A 15,863-nucleotide genomic window follows, 5' to 3' on the forward strand; every position below is an offset into this window, starting at 1 on the left:
CGTCGTCGAGACGACGCCGCGGAGGCGGCCGTCGTCGGCAGGTGCTGTCCGGGCGGTGGTGGCGGGCCCGGGTGCGGCGCAGCGTGACTTCCCGAGGCTGCTTGTGGCAGCCGTGAGGCGGTGCTCGTCGCGGAGGGTGTCCCTGAGGGAGCAGGTCGTGTCGTCGGTGTCGACGGTGCCTGTCGGACTCAGGAGCGTGGCGTGGTCTCGGTGTTGTCGTCCGATGATGCCACGGTGACCAACTCGGGTTCGTCGTCCTCCGTGTACGTGTCGCGCGAGTCTACCTCAGCCGCACGATCCGACGGCGCTCGGCCGGGCACGTACGGGCCGGGGAGCAGCCCGGTGTGGCGACGGTTCGCGACGGCCCAGATGGCGACGCCGAGGACGATGGCGGCGAAGGACATCCAGACGTTGGTGCGGATGCCGAAGAACAGGAGGCTCGGGTCGGTCCGGATGGACTCGAAGACCGAGCGGCCGATCCCGTACCAGATCAGGTAGAACGCCAGGGCGCGGCCCCACTGCATCGCGGTCTTGCGCTCGATCAGCAGGAGGACGGCGACGCCGGCCAACATCCAGATGATCTCGTAGAGGAAGGTCGGGTGGAACAGCGTGCCCTCGGGCAGGCCCACCGGGTAGGCGGGGTTGGTCGACTCGATCTCGAGGCCCCACGGGAGGTCGGTCGGCAGGCCGAAGAGCTCGTGGTTGAACCAGTTGCCGAGACGTCCGAAGGCCTGGGCGACGAGAAGCCCGGGGGCGAGGGCGTCGGCGAAGACGGAGAAGCGCAGTCCGGAGGCGCGGCAGCCCAGCCAGACGCCCAGGGCGCCGAAGAGCAGGGCGCCGTAGATCGCGAGCCCGCCCTCCCACACGGCGAGGGCGCGCCACCACTCCTGACCGGCGAAGTAGTCGGCGGGGTGCGTGACGACGTGGAAGAACCGACCGCCGACGATGCCCAGCGGCACGGCGAAGATCGCGACGTCGATGACGACCCAGCGCTCGGCGCCCCGGCCGGTCAGCCGCTTGTTGGTGAGGAGCACGGCCGCGACGATGCCCACGAGGATGCAGATCGCGTACGCGTGGATGCGGAGGGACCCGGGCAGGGCGGCGCCGAACGTCGAGTTGATCCAGCTCGTCAGGTCGAAGTACTGCCAGTCGACGGAGGGGCTCGGGATGCTCAGGGGAACGAACACGTTCGGGGCGCCTTTCAGGGGGGACTAACGGGACGACGGCGGGCCGACGCGAGGACGACTCTAGCGCGGGCCGTCCTCGGCGTCGGACGTCAGCGACGGACGGCGGCGCCGGACGACAGGTCGGCGGCGACCTCGGCGAGGCGGGGCAGCCCGCCGTCGGCGAGGGCCCGGACGAACGCGGAGCCGACGATGGCCCCGTCGGCGTACTCGAGCACCTCGCGGACCTGCTGCGCGGTCGAGATGCCGAGGCCGACGCAGGCGTGCTCGACGCCCGCGGCGCGCAGCCGGTCGACGAGCGTGTGGGCCGCGGAGTCGACGTCGGTCCGTGTGCCGGTGATGCCCATCGTCGAGACCGTGTAGACGAAGCCGCGGCTCCGATCGACGGACTGGCGGAGGCGGTCGTCGCTCGAGGACGGAGCGGCAAGGAACACGCGGTCGAGGCCCGTGGCCTCGGAGGCCTCGAGCCAGGCGGCTGCCTCGTCGGGGATGAGGTCGGGCGTGATGAGCCCTGCTCCCCCGGCCGCGGCCAGGTCGTCGGCGAAGCGCCGGACGCCGTACTGCTCGACCGGGTTCCAGTAGGTCATGACGACGACCGGGGCGGCGGTGCGCGACGTGATCTCGCGGACGGCCGTGAACACGTCGCGGACCCGGAAGCCCTCGGCCAGTGCCCGCTGCGTCGCCGCCTGGATCACGGGCCCGTCCATGACGGGATCGGAGTAGGGCAGGCCCAGCTCGATGACGTCGACGCCGTTCTCGGCGAGGGTGACGGCGGCCTCGATGCTCGTGGCGAGGTCGGGGAAGCCGACGGGCAGGTAGCCGATCAGGGCGCCGGTGCCCGCGTCGCGGCGGGCACGGATGGCCGTCGCGACCTTGCTGCCCGCCTGCGGGGCGGAGGTGGTGTCGGTCACAGCTGCTGCGCCTCCTCGTCGAGGACCCCGAAGTAGCGGCTCGCGGTCGCCACGTCCTTGTCGCCTCGGCCGCTCATCGACACGAGGATCGTCCAGTCGGGGTGGCGCTGGCCGAGCTTGATGGTGCCGGCGAGGGCGTGTGCCGTCTCGATGGCGGGCAGGATGCCCTCGGTCTGCGTGAGCAGCTTGAAGGCGGCCATGGCCTCGGCGTCGGTGACGGGCTCGTAGTGGGCGCGACCGCTCTCGGCGAGCCAGGCGTGCTCCGGCCCGACGCTCGGGTAGTCGAGGCCGGCCGAGATGGAGTGGCTCTCGAGGGTCTGGCCGTCCTCGTCCTGCATCAGGTACGACTTCGTGCCCTGGAGGTTGCCGATGCGGCCGAGCGTGATCGAGGCCGCGTGGCGCCCCGTCTCGACGCCGTCGCCGCCCGCCTCGTAGCCCCAGAGCTCGACCGAGGGGTCGTCGAGGAAGGCGTGGAAGATGCCCATGGCGTTGGAGCCGCCGCCGACGCACGCCGTGACGGCGTCGGGCAGCCGGCCGGTGAGGGCGAGCACCTGCTCGCGGGCCTCCTCGCCGATGATCTTGTGGAAGTCGCGCACCATGGCGGGGAACGGGTGCGGGCCCGCCACCGTGCCGAGCACGTAGTGCGTGCTGTCGACGCTGGCGACCCAGTCGCGCATGGCGTCGTTGATCGCGTCCTTCAAGGTGCGCGAGCCCGTCGTGACCGAGACGACCTCGGCCCCGAGCAGGCGCATCCGGGCGACGTTCAGCGCCTGGCGCTCGGTGTCGACCTGGCCCATGTAGACGACGCAGGACATGCCGAAGAGGGCGGCGGCGGTCGCCGTGGCGACGCCGTGCTGGCCCGCCCCGGTCTCCGCGATGAGGCGGGTCTTGCCGAGCTTGCGGGCGAGGAGCGCCTGGCCGAGAACGTTGTTGATCTTGTGCGAGCCCGTGTGGTTGAGGTCTTCGCGCTTGAGGAGGATGCGCGCTCCCCCGGCGTGCTCGGCGAAGCGCGGCACCTCGGTCACGATCGACGGGCGACCGGTGTAGGTCGCGTGCAGCGCGGCCAGCTCGGCCTGGAACTCGTGGTCGACGGCGGCGGCCTTGTAGGCGGCGTCGAGCTCGTCCAGCGCCGCGACCAGCGACTCGGGGACGAAGCGCCCGCCGAAGGAGCCGAAGTACGGCCCGGTCTCGTCTCGCAGTGCCACGGTCAGACCTCCAGGAAGCGGGTGAGCGCGTCGACGGGGTCGCCGTGCGTGACGAGGGCCTCGCCCACGAGCACGACGTCGGCGCCGGCGCGACGGTAGTGCGCCACGTCGGCGGGCGACATGACGGCGGACTCGGCGACGCGGGTGACGCCGGCGGGGATCGAGTCGGCCAGGCGGCCGAACAGGTCGGGGTCGAGCTCGAAGGTCGAGAGGTCGCGCGCGTTGACGCCCAGCACCTCGGCCCCGGCGTCGAGGCCGCGAGCGACCTCGTCGGCCGAGTGCGTCTCGACGAGGGCGGTCATGCCGAGCTCGCGCACGAGGTCGTGCAGCTCGACCAGGCGGGCCTGCTCGAGCCCGGCCACGATGAGCAGGACCAGGTCGGCGCCCGCGGCGCGGGCCTCGAACACCTGGTACGGGTCGGCGATGAAGTCCTTGCGGAGCACGGGCACGTCGACGACGGCGCGGACGGCCTCCAGGTCGGCCAGGCTGCCCTTGAACTTGCGGCCCTCGGTGAGGACGCTGATCGCGCTCGCTCCCCCGGTCGCGTACGACAGGGCCAGGGAGGCGGGATCCGGGATCGCGTGCAGGTCGCCCCGCGACGGGCTCGCGCGCTTCACCTCGGCGATGATCTTCACGCCCGCGGCAGGAGCCAGGGCGGCCCGGGCGTCGAGCGCGGGGGCGCGGTCGAGCGCGGCGACCTCGACAGCGGCGAAGGGCAGGGACTCGCGGCGGGCGTCGGCGTCGGCCAGAGCGCCCGCGTACAGGTCGTCGAGCACCTAGTTGTGCGCCTTCGGCACGTAGCGGTGGCCGCCGACGCCGTAGCCGGCGCGCTTGAGCACGAGGCCGACGACGAGACCGACGAGCAGCAGCGCGGCCGAGGCCCAGACGACCCAGACGACGGCGAAGAAGAAGGCGACCGTGCCGATCGAGAAGGCGACCAGCATGATCACGACGGCCGTCCAGGCCGCCGGGGAGTTCCCGTGGCCGAGGTCGTCGGCGGTCTCGGTCTCGGCGGCTTTCGTCATCTGCTGGCTCACGGTGCTCCTCGGATCAGTGCGGTACGGGGCGAGTCTACCGGCTGGGTCGGTCGTCGGCGCCCGGGCGGGGCCCGGCGTCGTCGACCGGCGCGGCCGGCTCGTCGGCGGCGGCGAGCTCGGTCGGGTCGTCGGCGTCGGTCGGGCCGTCGGGGTCGGTCGGGTCGTCGCCGACCGAGAGGCTGTCCCACGTCGCGCTCGGGTCGCTCGCGGGGTCGGCGGGCACGAGCCTGGTCGCCGTGTACTTGCGCCCGGCCTGCGGCCAGGCGCCCGAGGTGACGACGATCGCCACGCCGAGCAGCGCGGCGGACACGCCGACGACGAGCGCGAGCCAGGGCCACGGGGTGGCCGACGTCGACGAGACGAGTGCGCGCAGGCTGTCCTGGCCGTCGACGCCGGTCGCGTCGGTGACGACGCTGCCGGAGGCGCGGACCGGGTCGGAGAGGGCGGTGCCCGCCGTCACGGCGATGCTGGCGCCGAGCGCGACCTGCAGCAGGCCGAGGACGACCCGGAAGACGCGCCCCGCGATCGTGAGGGCGCCCACGAGGGCCAGGGCGGCCAGGGAGAGCGCGGAGACGGGCGACCCGGCGACGTCGCCGGCCGCGGTCAGGTCGAGCCGTCCGCCCTGCGGGGACTCGACCACCACGCGGAACCACGGCTGCGTCCAGGTGAGCAGGCCGACCCCGGCGAGGAGGACCCCGACGAGGATCGTGACGAGCTTCAGCCGCCGCGGCGCCATCAGCGGAGCCTCGTCATGGCGTTGGCCACGGCGACGGCGCGGAGGGGGGCGGCGGCCTTGTTGCGCGCCTCCTGTGCCTCGGCGTCGGGGTCGCTGTCGGCGACGAGGCCGGCACCGGCCTGGACGCGGGCGACGCCGCCCTGCAGGAGGACCGTGCGGATCGCGATCGCGACGTCAGCCGAGCCGGCGAAGTCGAAGTAGCCCACCACGCCGCCGTACACGCCGCGCTGGGCCGGCTCGAGCTCGTCGATGATCTCGAGGGCTCGCGGCTTCGGCGCGCCCGAGAGCGTGCCGGCAGGGAACGTCGCGCGGAAGGCGTCGATGGCGTTCCGCCCGGGGGCGAGGTCGCCCTCGACGCTCGAGACGAGGTGCATGATGTGGCTGAAGCGCTCGACCTGCATGAACTCGGTCACCTCGACGGTGCCCGGCGTGCAGACCTTGAGCAGGTCGTTCCGGGCCAGGTCGACGAGCATGAGGTGCTCGGCCCGCTCCTTCTCGTCGCCGAGCAGGCGCTCGGCGTGTGCGCCGTCCTCCTCCGGCGTCGCGCCGCGGGGGGCCGAGCCGGCGATGGGGTGGGTGAAGGCGCGCCGTCCGTCGACCTTGACCAGCGCCTCCGGCGACGAGCCGACGATCTGGTAGGGCTCGCCCGTGGCGTCCTCGAGGCTCACCAGGTACATGTAGGGGCTCGGGTTGAGGGTCCGCAGCACCCGGTAGACGTCGAGGGCGTCGGCGGTCAGCTCGTGGTCGAAGCGCTGCGAGACGACGACCTGGAACACGTCGCCGTCGACGATGAACTGCTTCGAGCGCTCGATCGCCTCGGCGTAGTCCGCCCGCGGCGTCCGGTCGACCGGCGAGGGCTGGACGCCCAGGTCGACGTCGGAGAGGAAGGCGTCGCTCGGCGCCGCGAGGCCCGACTGCAGCCGGTCGAGGCGCGCCTGGGCGTCGGCCCAGAGAGCGTCGGCGTCGTCGGCACCGTCGTTGAGGACCGTCGCGATCAGCATGACGGCTCCGGTGCGGTGGTCGAGCGCGACGAGCTCGGAGACGAAGCTGAGCGCCTGCGACGGGACGGTGAAGTCGACGGGAGGCGCGTCGGGGAGGTGCTCCAGCTCGCGGACCGCCTCCCAGCCGACGAAGCCGACCAGGCCGCCGGTGAGCGGCGGGAGGTCGGGGATGCGCGGCGTCGCCCAGCGCTCGTGCAGGGCGGAGAGCACCTCGAGCGGACGACCGGTCGCACCGCCGAGGGCCCGGTCGGCGTCGAGGCCGTGGCCCAGCCAGCGAACCTCGCCGTCGTGCGTCGTGAGGACGCCGAACGACGAGACGCCGACGAACGACCAGCGCGACCAGATGCCGCCCTGTCCGGCGGACTCGAGGAGGAAGGTGCCCGGACGGCCGGCGGCGAGCTTGCGGTAGATGCCCACCGGCGTCTCGCCGTCGGCGAAGAGGTCACGGACCACCGGGATCACCCGGTGGCCGTCGAGCAGGGCGTCGAATCCGGCACGCGTGGTGGACGAGCGGTCAGCCACGGTCGGCCTCGGCTGCACTGTCGGGGTGCGCGCTGTCGGTGCCCGCGTCCGTCGAGGAGGCGGTGGCCGGCCTGAGCGGGTCGACGTCGAAGCACGAGTGAGCGCCGGTGTGGCACGCGGCGCCGATCTGCTCGACCGTGACGAGGAGCGCGTCGTCGTCGCAGTCGAGGGCTGCGGCCCGGACGAACTGGGCGTGGCCCGAGGTGTCGCCCTTGCGCCAGTACTCCTGCCTCGAGCGCGACCAGAAGGTCACGCGACCCTCGGTCAGGGTGCGGCGCAGCGCCTCCTCGTCCATCCAGCCCATCATCAGCACGTCGCGCGAGTCGGCGTCCTGGATGATCGCGGGCAGCAGCCCGCTCGCGTCGAAGCGGGCACGCGCCACGACCGGCTCGACGGTCTCGCGGGTGAGGGTCTGGTCGCGCGCTGTCTGGTCGGTCATGAGGACTCCCGGTGTCATCGGACGACGGCGCCGGAGGCCGCCAGCTCGCGCTTCACGTCGCCGACGGTCAGCTCGCGGTTGTGGAACACGGAGGCGGCGAGGACGGCGTCGGCGCCGGCGGCCACCGCAGGCGCGAAGTGCTCGAGGGCACCGGCCCCGCCGGAGGCGATGACCGGGACGCGGCTGTTCGACCGCATCAGGGCCACGAGCTCGAGGTCGAAGCCCTGCTTCGTGCCGTCGGCGTCGATGCTGTTGACGAGCAGCTCGCCCGCGCCGCGCTCGATGGCCTCACGTGCCCAGGCCACGGCGTCGATGTCGGTCTCGGTGCGGCCGCCGTGGGTCGTCACGACGAAGCCGGAGGGCATGCGGGCCGATCGCTTGACGTCGAGGGAGAGCACGACGCACTGCGCGCCGAAGCGGTCGGCGATCTCGCCGACGAGCGCGGGTCGGGCGATCGCCGCGCTGTTGACGCCGATCTTGTCCGCGCCCGCCGCCTGGAGACGCGCGACGTCGTCGGTCGAGCGGACTCCCCCGCCGACGGTCAGCGGGATGAAGACCTGCTCGGCGGTCGCCCGCACGACGTCGTAGGTGGTCGCCCGGTCGTCGACGGTCGCGGTGACGTCGAGGAACGTGATCTCGTCGGCGCCCTGCTCGTAGTAGGTCCGGGCGAGCTCGACGGGGTCGCCCGCGTCGCGCAGGTCGAGGAAGTTGACGCCCTTGACGACGCGCCCCGCGGCGACGTCGAGGCAGGGGACGACGCGGACCGCGAGGGACGGATCGGCGGCCGTCACGGTCAGAGCCTCGCGGCGTGGATCGGGCTCACGAGGATGGCCCGGGCGCCCAGGTCGTACAGGGCGTCCATCACCTGGTTGGTGTCGCCGCGGGGCACCATCACGCGGACGGCGGCCCAGTCGGCGTCGTGCAGGGGCGCCACCGTCGGCGACTCCATGCCCGGCGTGACGGCGGTCGCCGCGTCGAGGGCCGACACCGGCACGTCGTAGTCCATCATCACGTAGCGTCGCGCGACGAGGACGCCCTGGAGGCGGCGGTGCAGCACGTCGATGCCCGCGGCCTGCGCGTCGGAGGCGATCAGCACGGCGGTCGACTGCAGGATGACCGGCCCGAAGACCTCGAGTCCGGCGGCGCGGAGGGTCGTGCCCGTCTCGACGACGTCGGCGATCGCGTCGGCCACGCCGAGCTTGACGGCGCTCTCGACGGCCCCGTCGAGGCCCACCAGCTGTGCGGTGACCCCGGCGTCGCGGAGGAACGCGCCGACCAGGCCGACGTAGCTCGTCGCGACCCGGAGGCCCTCGAGGTCGGCGAGCTCGCGGAAGCGACCGGCCGGGCCGGCGAAGCGGAAGGTCGAGGAGGCGAAGTCGAGGGGCGCGATCTCGCCGGCGGTCGAGCCGGAGTCGAGCAGCAGGTCGCGGCCGGTGATGCCGACGTCGAGCGCACCCTGGCCGACGTAGGTCGCGATGTCGCGGGGCCGGAGGTAGAAGAACTCGACGCCGTTGCGCTCGTCGGCCTGGTAGAGCGACTTCGGGTCGCGGCGACCCTGGTAGCCCGCCTCGTGGAGCATCTGGCTGGCGGTCTCGCTGAGGGAGCCCTTGTTGGGCACTGCTACGCGGAGCATGGTGGTGAGCTGTCCGTTCTGGGGCCGCCGGTCGGCGGCGTCACGTCGTGAGGTGGTGGGGACGGGCTCAGAGATGTCGCCACACGTCGTCGGGGGTCAGGCCCTGGGCGATCATGAGCACCTGCACGTGGTAGATCAGCTGCGAGATCTCCTCAGCCGTGGCGACGTCGCCCTCGTACTCGGCGGCCATCCACACCTCGGCCGCCTCCTCGACGATCTTCTTGCCGATCTGGTGGACCCCGGCGTCGAGCTCGGCGACGGTGCCGCTGCCCTCGGGACGGTCACGGGCCTTGTCGCTGAGCTCGGAGAACAGCTGGTCGAAGGACTTCACGACGACAAGGCTACCGTCGCCGCGGCCGCCCTCAGCGCGGCTATGCGCTCGGCGGGCTCGCCGCCGTAGACGGCCGACCCCGCGACGACCGTGTCGGCGCCGTTCTCGACGGCCGTCACGATCGTGTCGAGCCCGATGCCGCCGTCGACCTCGAGCCAGACGTCCAGGCCGGAGGCGCGGACCGCCTCGCGCGCACGAGCCAGCTTGGGCATCGTCTCGGGCATGAACGACTGCCCGCCGAAGCCCGGCTCGACCGTCATCACCAGGATCATGTCCCACTCGTCGAGGGTCTGCAGGTAGGGCTCGAGGTCGGTGCCGGGCTTGACCGCGACGGACGCGCGCGCGCCGCTGCTGCGGATCGCCCGCGCGGTCGCCACCGGGTCGGCGGCGGCCTCGGCGGAGAACGTCACGGAGAAGGCGCCGAGCTCCGCGTAGCGCGGCGCCCAGCGGTCGGCGTCCTCGACCATGAGGTGCACGTCGAGCGGGACCGGGCTGACCTGCTGGAGGCGCTCGACGACCGGCAGGCCGAGGGTGAGGTTCGGCACGAAGTGCCCGTCCATCACGTCGACGTGGACGAGGTCCGCGTCGGAGATGCGGGCGAGGTCGCGCTCGAGGTTGGCGAAGTCGGCCGAGAGGATGCTGGGGCTGATGCGAACGGACACCGGACGATCTTACCGGCGACGCGCCTCCTCGGCCCCAGGCCCTCTCGTGCGTCAGGCCTTCTTCTGCACCAGGGCGACGAACATGGCGTCGGTGCCCTGGCGGTGGGGCCACAGCTGGACGTAGGGCCCGGAGGCGAGGTCGACCTCGCCCACGGCGACCCGGGCGACGGCCTCGGGGCCGTCGAGCAGCTCGACGTCGTCGCGGCGACGCAGCCCGGACTCGACGATCGCCCGGGTCTCGGCGAGGTGCGGCGAGCACGTGACGTAGGCGAGCAGGCCCCCGGGCGCGAGCGCGTCGAGGGCGCTGGCGAGGAGGTCGGCCTGGAGGCGGGTGAGCTCGCCCACGTCGCCGGGCTGCTTGCGCCAGCGCGCCTCCGGACGACGGCGGAGGGCGCCGAGGCCGGTGCACGGCGCGTCGAGCAGGATGCGCTGGTAGCCGCCGGGCTCGTCGACGCCGAAGCGGACGGCGTCGCCCTCGCGGACGTCGACGTCGCCGGGGACGGCCGCGAGTGCCTGGCGGACCAGCCCCACGCGGGCCGGCACGAGCTCGTTGGCGACGAGGTGCGCACCGACCCTGGCCGCCTCGGCGGCGAGCAGGGCCGCCTTGCCGCCGGGGCCGGCGCACATGTCGAGCCAGCGCTCGCCGGGCGTGGCGTCGTGGTGCCGGCTCAGCAACAGGGCGGCGAGCTGCGAGCCCTCGTCCTGGACACGGGCTCGGCCCGTCCGGACGACGGGCTGCTGGGCAGGGTCTCCCCCGGCGCTGACCCGCGCGAGGGGCGAGAGCAGCGCGTCGTCGCCGCCGAGCTCGGACGGCTCGGCGAGCCCCGGCAGAGCGACCAGGCTGACTCGCGGCGCGACGTTGTCCGCGGCCAGCAGGTCGACGAGCTCGTCCTGTCGGCCCTCCGCCGCCAGCGAGCGGCGGAGGGCGCGGATGACCCACACGGGGTGCGACCACTCGGCGGCGAGCCGGTCGTCGTCGCTCGTCGCGGCCGCGAGCACGCGCTCGCGCCACTCGTCGGGCGTCGACCGGCCGACCGTCCGCAGGACGCCGTTGACGAAGCCGGTGCCGGCGCGGCTGCCGACCTGGCGCGCGAGCTCGACCGACTCGTCGACCGCCGCGTGCGCAGCCACCCGCGTCGACAGCAGCTGGTGCACGCCGAGCCGGAGCACGTCGAGCAGGGCCGGGTCGATCGCGTCGGCCGGGCGCCGGGCGGCGAGGGCGACGACGCGGTCGTAGTAGCCCGACATGCGGAGCGTGCCGTAGGTCAGCTCGGTCGCGAGGGCGGCGTCCTGCGCGTCGAGGCCGGCGCGGACGATGCGAGGGGGCAGGAGCAGGTTGGCGTAGGCGTCGTCGTCGGCGACGGCACGCAGCACGTCGAGGGCGACCTGGCGGGCGGGCTGGACGCGGCTCACGCGGGGGCCTCCTCGTCGGTCGTGGTGGTCGTGGTCGTCGTGTCGTCGCCCGTCGTCGCGGCCGGCGGCGTCAGCAGCACGTCGTCGAGCGACGGCAGCCCGCGGCTCCAGTCGGCCCCGGCCATCGGCTTCTTGCCGGGCGGCTGGACGCGTACCAGCTCGAGCGGTGCCGTGCCCGTGCCGACGAGGAGGCGGCGGCCCCGGAGCGAGATCCGCCCCGGCGCGAGCGGCTCGCCCTCCGCGGCCGCGCCGGCCGCGTCGTCTGCGCCCGCGCCAGCGTCCACGGCACGGAGCTCGAGCACCTTGAGCCGGGCGTCGCCGAGCGGCAGGTGGGCGCCGGGCTCGGGTGTGGTGCCCCGCCAGCGGTCGACCACCTGGGTCGCCGGGAGCGTGAGGTCGAGCGCGCCGTCGTCCAGGACGAGCTTGGGGGCGAGGGTCACCTCGCCGACCTGGGCGACCGCCTCGGCCGTGCCCGCGGCGAGCCGGTCGACGACGTCGCCGAGGAGGTCCGCACCGGTGGCCGCGAGCTCGTCGAGCAGCGCGCCGGCGGTCTCCGTGCCGTCGAGGGGACGTTCGAGGGCGCCCAGCAGGTCGCCGGCGTCGAGCTCGGGCACGAGCTGGAAGACCACGGCGCCCGTGCGATCGTCGCCGGCCATGAGCGACCGCTGCACCGGGGCCGCCCCGCGCCAGCGCGGGAGCAGGGAGAAGTGCAGGTTGACCCAGCCGAGCCGGGGCGCGGACAGGACCGGCTCCCTGAGGAGGGCGCCGAAGGCGACCACGACCCCGAGGTCGGCGTCGAGGGCGGCGATCCGCTCGGCGACCTCGTCGGTGATGCGCCGCGTCTTGACGACCGGCAGCCCGAGGCGCTCGGCCTCGAGGGCGACCGGCGTCGCGGTGAGGACACGGCGACGGCCCTGGGGCGTGTCGTCGCGGGTGACGACGGCGACCACCTCGTGCTCGCTCGCGGCGAGGGCGGTCAGGGACGGGACGGCGGCCGACGGGCTGCCGGCGAAGACGAGGCGCAAGGGGTTCCTGGAGGTCAGTCGGTGAACGGCTCGACGTCGTCGAACCGCACCCTGAGTGTAGGCAGCCCCCGGCCACGCCGGGAGCCGATCGCCTTGCGGCGCTCCGTCGCGGCGCGGATGACCTGGGACCGCAGCACCTGCGCGACGTCGTGCCCGCTGGCGTAGTCGAACCGCACGATGGCGCGGACGCCGGCGTCGGGCACGTCGACCGGACCCAGGGTCTCCTTCCGGACGCCGTCGGGCAGCTCGTCGAGGGCGCGGGCGACGGTCTCGACGCCGCCCGTCACGGTCGCGACGCGGACGGCGGGCGGGAACCGCAGCTCCCGCCGGTCGGCCAGCTCGCCGGACGCGTAGCGAGCCAGTTCCCAGGTCGCGAGCGAGGAGGCGATCGCCCCGCCGACGCCGACCAGCACGATCGGCGCACGGCGAGCCGCCAGGGCCGCCGCGTTGGCCCACCAGCGGAGGCAGTCCTCGGCGACCCGGAGGCTCTCCCGCGCGAGCATCCGCTCGCCGTCGAGCAGCAGGACGGCACGGTAGCCGCCGGGGGCGATCGGCTCGGCCCCCCGGGTCGCGACGACGATCGCGGGCTCGGCGTCGACGTGCGTCACCTGGCGCGAGCCGTCGGACACGATGACGCGGACCCCCGGGAACGCCTTGCCGAGCTCGTCGGCGGTGCGGGACGCACCCGTGCCGACCGACTTCATCGCCGTGCCCTCGCAGGTCGAGCATCGCCAGCCCACGGCGAGGGCGCCGCACCACGAGCAGGCCGGCTGGGCGCCCTGCGCGCGCTGGACGAGCGGGCCGCCGCAGCGCGTGCACCGGGCCGTGTCGCCGCACTCGGTGCAGGCCAGGCGCGGCGAGTAGCCGGGGTGGGCCACCTGCACCAGCACCGGCCCGTGCTCGACCGCGGCCCGCGCCTCCGTCCAGGCCGTCGAGGGGATCCGCGCCTGGGCGGCGAAGCCGTCCTGGGCCGCCTGCTGGGACGTGGGCACGACGTGGGGCTGGTAGCGGGGGTCGGGGCGGACCTCGGCGAGGAAGCCGATCTCGACGAGTCGCTGCACGTCGGTGCTCCGCGCGTGGCCGAGGAACACGAGCGCGGTGTGCTGCTGGGACTGCCGCACCAGCGCGGTGTCCCGCGCGTGCACGTACGGGCTCAACGGCTCGCCCATCAGGGGGTCGCCGTCGTCGAAGACGACGATCAGGCCGAGACGCGCCGACGGCGCGAGGAGCACGGACCGGTTGCCGACGAGGACGAGCGGCTGGTCGCCCCTCGCCCGCAGCACCGAGCGGTAGCGGTCGGCGTTCGACTGCTTCGAGTCGAGCCGGACCACGCTCTCCGCGGGGAGCAGCGCGGCCAGGGCCCGCAGCACCTGGTCCTCGTCACGGTGGTCGGGCACGGCGACGACCGCGTTCTCGCCGGCGGCCAGGGCCACCGTCGCGAGCTGGGCGACCGTGAGGGCCCACCGGCCGACCCACGAGCCGTCGGGCAGCTCGTCGAGCAGAGGCACGGCGTCGACGGCGGCGCGGCCGCGGGCCGCGACGATGCCCGCGAGCTGGCCGGCGCCGTAGCCGGTGACCTCGGAGGCGACGACGACGGGGTGCGAGACCGTCTCGCCCGACTCGGCGGCGGCCGTCGCGGCCGCGAGCACCTGCTTCTCGACCCTCGCCTGGCGGGGCGGCACGGCCAGGCGCAGCACGTCGCTCGCGGAGCCGCCCGCACGGTCGGCCACGGCCCTGGCCAGGGCGTACACCTCGGGCGCGAGGACGGAGGCGGTCGAGACGATCGCCTCGACCTCGCTCAGCTCGCCCCCGTGCGCCGACGACTCGACGACTTCGACCACGAAGCCGTCCGCGATGCGCCCGGCCGACCGGAGCGGGACCTTGACCCGGATGCCGGGCACGACGTCGTCGCGCAGGTGCGACGGGACGGCGTAGTCGAAGAGCCGGTCGAGCTGCGGCAGCGGCGACTCGACCAGCACCCGCGCCACGGCACGCGGCGACGGCCGCTCGCTCGCGACGGGCACGCTCACGGAAGCCGGGTCAGAGACCGGCGGCGGCCCGGAGCGCGTCGACGCGGTCGAGGGCCTCCCAGGTGAACTCGGGCAGCTCGCGGCCGAAGTGGCCGTAGGTCGACGTGGCCGCGTAGATCGGCCGCAGCAGGTCGAGGTCGCGGATGATCGCCGCCGGGCGCAGGTCGAAGACCGCCTTGACGGCCTCGATGATGACGTCGTCGGCCACGTGCCCGGTGCCGAAGGTCTCGACGTAGAGCCCGACGGGGGCCGCCCGGCCGATGGCGTAGGCGATCTGCAGCTCGATGCGGTCGGCCAGGCCCGCCGCGACGGCGTTCTTGGCGACCCAGCGCATGGCGTAGGCGGCCGAGCGGTCGACCTTCGACGGGTCCTTGCCCGAGAACGCGCCGCCGCCGTGGCGGCTCGCGCCGCCGTAGGTGTCGACGATGATCTTGCGGCCCGTGAGGCCGGCGTCGCCCTGCGGGCCGCCGATCTCGAAGCGCCCCGTGGGGTTGATGATGAAGCGCGTGCCGGTCGAGTCGAGCCCGGCCTCGTCGAGCACCGGTCGCACGACGTGGGCGATCACGTCGGCCTCGAGCTGCTCGGTCGAGACGCTCGGCGAGTGCTGGGTGGAGACGACGACCGTGTCGACCGTGCGCGGGACGACGCCGTCGTAGCCGACCGTGACCTGGGTCTTGCCGTCGGGACGGAGGTAGTCGAGCTCGCCGCTCTTGCGGACGTGCGCCAGCCGCTCCGCCAGCCGGTGGGCCAGCCACACCGGGAGGGGCATGTACTGCGGCGTCTCGTTGGTGGCGTAGCCGAACATGATGCCCTGGTCGCCGGCGCCCTGGCGGTCGAGGGCGTCGTCCGAGGTGCCGCCCCGCGCCTCCAGTGCCGTGTCGACGCCCTGGGCGATGTCGGGCGACTGGGCGCCGATGGACACCTCGACGCCGCAGGTGCGGCCGTCGAAGCTGACGGCCGAGGAGTCGTAGCCGATGCCGACGATGAGGTCGCGGACGATCGTGGGGATGTCGACGTAGCCCTTGGTCGTGACCTCGCCCGCGACGTGGACGAGCCCGGTCGTCACCATCGTCTCGACGGCGACCCGGCTCTGCGGGTCGACCGCGAGCAGCGCGTCGAGGATGCCGTCGGAGATCTGGTCGCAGATCTTGTCGGGGTGGCCCTCGGTGACCGACTCCGACGTGAAGAGCCGGAGGCTCCTCGGTGCGGTCGCGGTGCTGGCGGATGTCACGTCGGAAGAGGTCACAGGGGCTCCGGGGTCGGTGTCGAGATCAGGGGTGAGGACGTCAGGCGTCGTCGGACGCGGCGAGGCCCCGCGGGACGGTCTCCCAGGGGGCCTCGTTCGATGCTACGGCCGGCCGCCGACAGTGACGTCGGACGACGCTGACGTCCGACGACGCTGACGTCGGACGGCGACGGGCAGCCGTGCGGCGCCTACTCCGCGGCGGCGGGCAGGGGCTTGGCCTCGAGCTTGTCCTCGTTGATCTCGTGCATCGCGACGGAGAGGGGCTTGTCGTCGATGGTGCTGTCGACGAGGGGGCCCACGTTGTCAAAGAGGCTGCCCTCGTGCAGGTCGGCGTAGTAGTCGTTGATCTGACGCGCGCGCTTCGACGCGAAGATGACGAGCGCGTACTTCGACTCGACCTTCGAGAGCAGCTCGTCGATGGGCGGATCGATGATGCCCTTGTTCTTGTCGGCCATGGTCACTCCTCGTTGTGGGGTTCTGTCAGGCAC

Annotated in this window: 17 protein-coding genes; all 17 read right to left on the reverse strand. The window is 73.8% G+C overall.

All coding sequences use genetic code 11. From position 1 onward, the window contains the following. Positions 1-188: 188 nt before the first annotated feature. The 17 genes from lgt to rpoZ all read right to left on the reverse strand — a co-directional run bounded on the left by lgt (position 189) and on the right by rpoZ (position 15,830). Positions 189-1,187 carry a prolipoprotein diacylglyceryl transferase gene (gene lgt / locus IFT77_RS01625; RefSeq protein ID WP_371740873.1) on the reverse strand — a complete coding sequence of 333 codons (999 nt, stop codon included), beginning with the start codon at positions 1,185-1,187 and terminating at the stop codon, positions 189-191. 89 nt (positions 1,188-1,276) lie between these two features. Beyond that, on the reverse strand, positions 1,277-2,095 hold the full coding sequence (gene trpA, locus IFT77_RS01630) for a tryptophan synthase subunit alpha (RefSeq protein WP_192041688.1): 819 nt from the start codon (positions 2,093-2,095) through the stop codon (positions 1,277-1,279). Next, the gene (gene trpB / locus IFT77_RS01635) at positions 2,092-3,300 is read right to left on the reverse strand and encodes a tryptophan synthase subunit beta (RefSeq protein ID WP_192041689.1); all 1,209 of its coding nucleotides are present in this window, start codon (positions 3,298-3,300) and stop codon (positions 2,092-2,094) included. Before trpB ends, trpA begins: the two co-directional genes overlap by 4 nt. A gap of 2 nt (positions 3,301-3,302) precedes the next feature. Further along, positions 3,303-4,076 (reverse strand): indole-3-glycerol phosphate synthase TrpC, encoded by a 774-nt coding sequence (trpC, locus tag IFT77_RS01640; protein ID WP_192041690.1) that lies wholly within the window; start codon positions 4,074-4,076, stop codon positions 3,303-3,305. Next, positions 4,077-4,325 carry a DUF6704 family protein gene (locus tag IFT77_RS01645; RefSeq protein WP_123547220.1) on the reverse strand — a complete coding sequence of 83 codons (249 nt, stop codon included), beginning with the start codon at positions 4,323-4,325 and terminating at the stop codon, positions 4,077-4,079. A gap of 46 nt (positions 4,326-4,371) precedes the next feature. Beyond that, entirely contained in the window at positions 4,372-5,073 is a 702-nt protein-coding gene (locus IFT77_RS01650; protein ID WP_192041691.1) for a Trp biosynthesis-associated membrane protein, read from the reverse strand. After that, positions 5,073-6,596, reverse strand: a complete 1,524-nt coding sequence (locus tag IFT77_RS01655) for an anthranilate synthase component I (RefSeq protein WP_192169063.1) — start codon at positions 6,594-6,596, stop codon at positions 5,073-5,075. The genes IFT77_RS01650 and IFT77_RS01655 overlap by 1 nt, the downstream gene beginning before the upstream one ends. Continuing rightward, the gene (gene hisI / locus IFT77_RS01660; protein WP_192041693.1) at positions 6,589-7,035 is read right to left on the reverse strand and encodes a phosphoribosyl-AMP cyclohydrolase; all 447 of its coding nucleotides are present in this window, start codon (positions 7,033-7,035) and stop codon (positions 6,589-6,591) included. Before hisI ends, IFT77_RS01655 begins: the two co-directional genes overlap by 8 nt. A gap of 14 nt (positions 7,036-7,049) precedes the next feature. Continuing rightward, positions 7,050-7,826 (reverse strand): imidazole glycerol phosphate synthase subunit HisF, encoded by a 777-nt coding sequence (gene hisF / locus IFT77_RS01665; protein WP_146900754.1) that lies wholly within the window; start codon positions 7,824-7,826, stop codon positions 7,050-7,052. A 2-nt stretch (positions 7,827-7,828) separates the two neighbouring features. Continuing rightward, complete coding sequence (gene hisG / locus IFT77_RS01670; RefSeq protein WP_146900751.1) at positions 7,829-8,668, reverse strand: ATP phosphoribosyltransferase; 840 nt, start codon at positions 8,666-8,668, stop codon at positions 7,829-7,831. Positions 8,669-8,735: 67 nt separating this feature from the next. Then, positions 8,736-8,999 (reverse strand): phosphoribosyl-ATP diphosphatase, encoded by a 264-nt coding sequence (locus tag IFT77_RS01675; RefSeq protein WP_192041694.1) that lies wholly within the window; start codon positions 8,997-8,999, stop codon positions 8,736-8,738. Then, on the reverse strand, positions 8,996-9,661 hold the full coding sequence (gene rpe / locus IFT77_RS01680; protein ID WP_192041695.1) for a ribulose-phosphate 3-epimerase: 666 nt from the start codon (positions 9,659-9,661) through the stop codon (positions 8,996-8,998). The genes IFT77_RS01675 and rpe overlap by 4 nt, the downstream gene beginning before the upstream one ends. Positions 9,662-9,712: 51 nt before the next feature. Then, positions 9,713-11,074, reverse strand: a complete 1,362-nt coding sequence (locus tag IFT77_RS01685) for a transcription antitermination factor NusB (RefSeq protein WP_192041696.1) — start codon at positions 11,072-11,074, stop codon at positions 9,713-9,715. After that, entirely contained in the window at positions 11,071-12,099 is a 1,029-nt protein-coding gene (locus IFT77_RS16635) for a methionyl-tRNA formyltransferase (RefSeq protein ID WP_192041697.1), read from the reverse strand. Before IFT77_RS16635 ends, IFT77_RS01685 begins: the two co-directional genes overlap by 4 nt. Before the next feature lie 14 nt (positions 12,100-12,113). Then, positions 12,114-14,129: a primosomal protein N' gene (locus IFT77_RS01695; protein ID WP_371740874.1), complete on the reverse strand. Its 2,016-nt coding sequence runs from the start codon at positions 14,127-14,129 to the stop codon at positions 12,114-12,116. A 10-nt stretch (positions 14,130-14,139) separates the two neighbouring features. Continuing rightward, positions 14,140-15,360, reverse strand: coding sequence for a methionine adenosyltransferase (gene metK, locus IFT77_RS01700; RefSeq protein WP_192041698.1), 1,221 nt, complete (start codon positions 15,358-15,360; stop codon positions 14,140-14,142). A gap of 203 nt (positions 15,361-15,563) precedes the next feature. Next, complete coding sequence (gene rpoZ, locus IFT77_RS01705) at positions 15,564-15,830, reverse strand: DNA-directed RNA polymerase subunit omega (protein ID WP_123545886.1); 267 nt, start codon at positions 15,828-15,830, stop codon at positions 15,564-15,566. Between the last annotated feature and the right edge of the window lie 33 nt (positions 15,831-15,863).

The sequence above is a fragment of the Frigoribacterium sp. CFBP 13729 genome, from assembly GCF_014841875.1.
GTDB lineage: Bacteria > Actinomycetota > Actinomycetes > Actinomycetales > Microbacteriaceae > Frigoribacterium.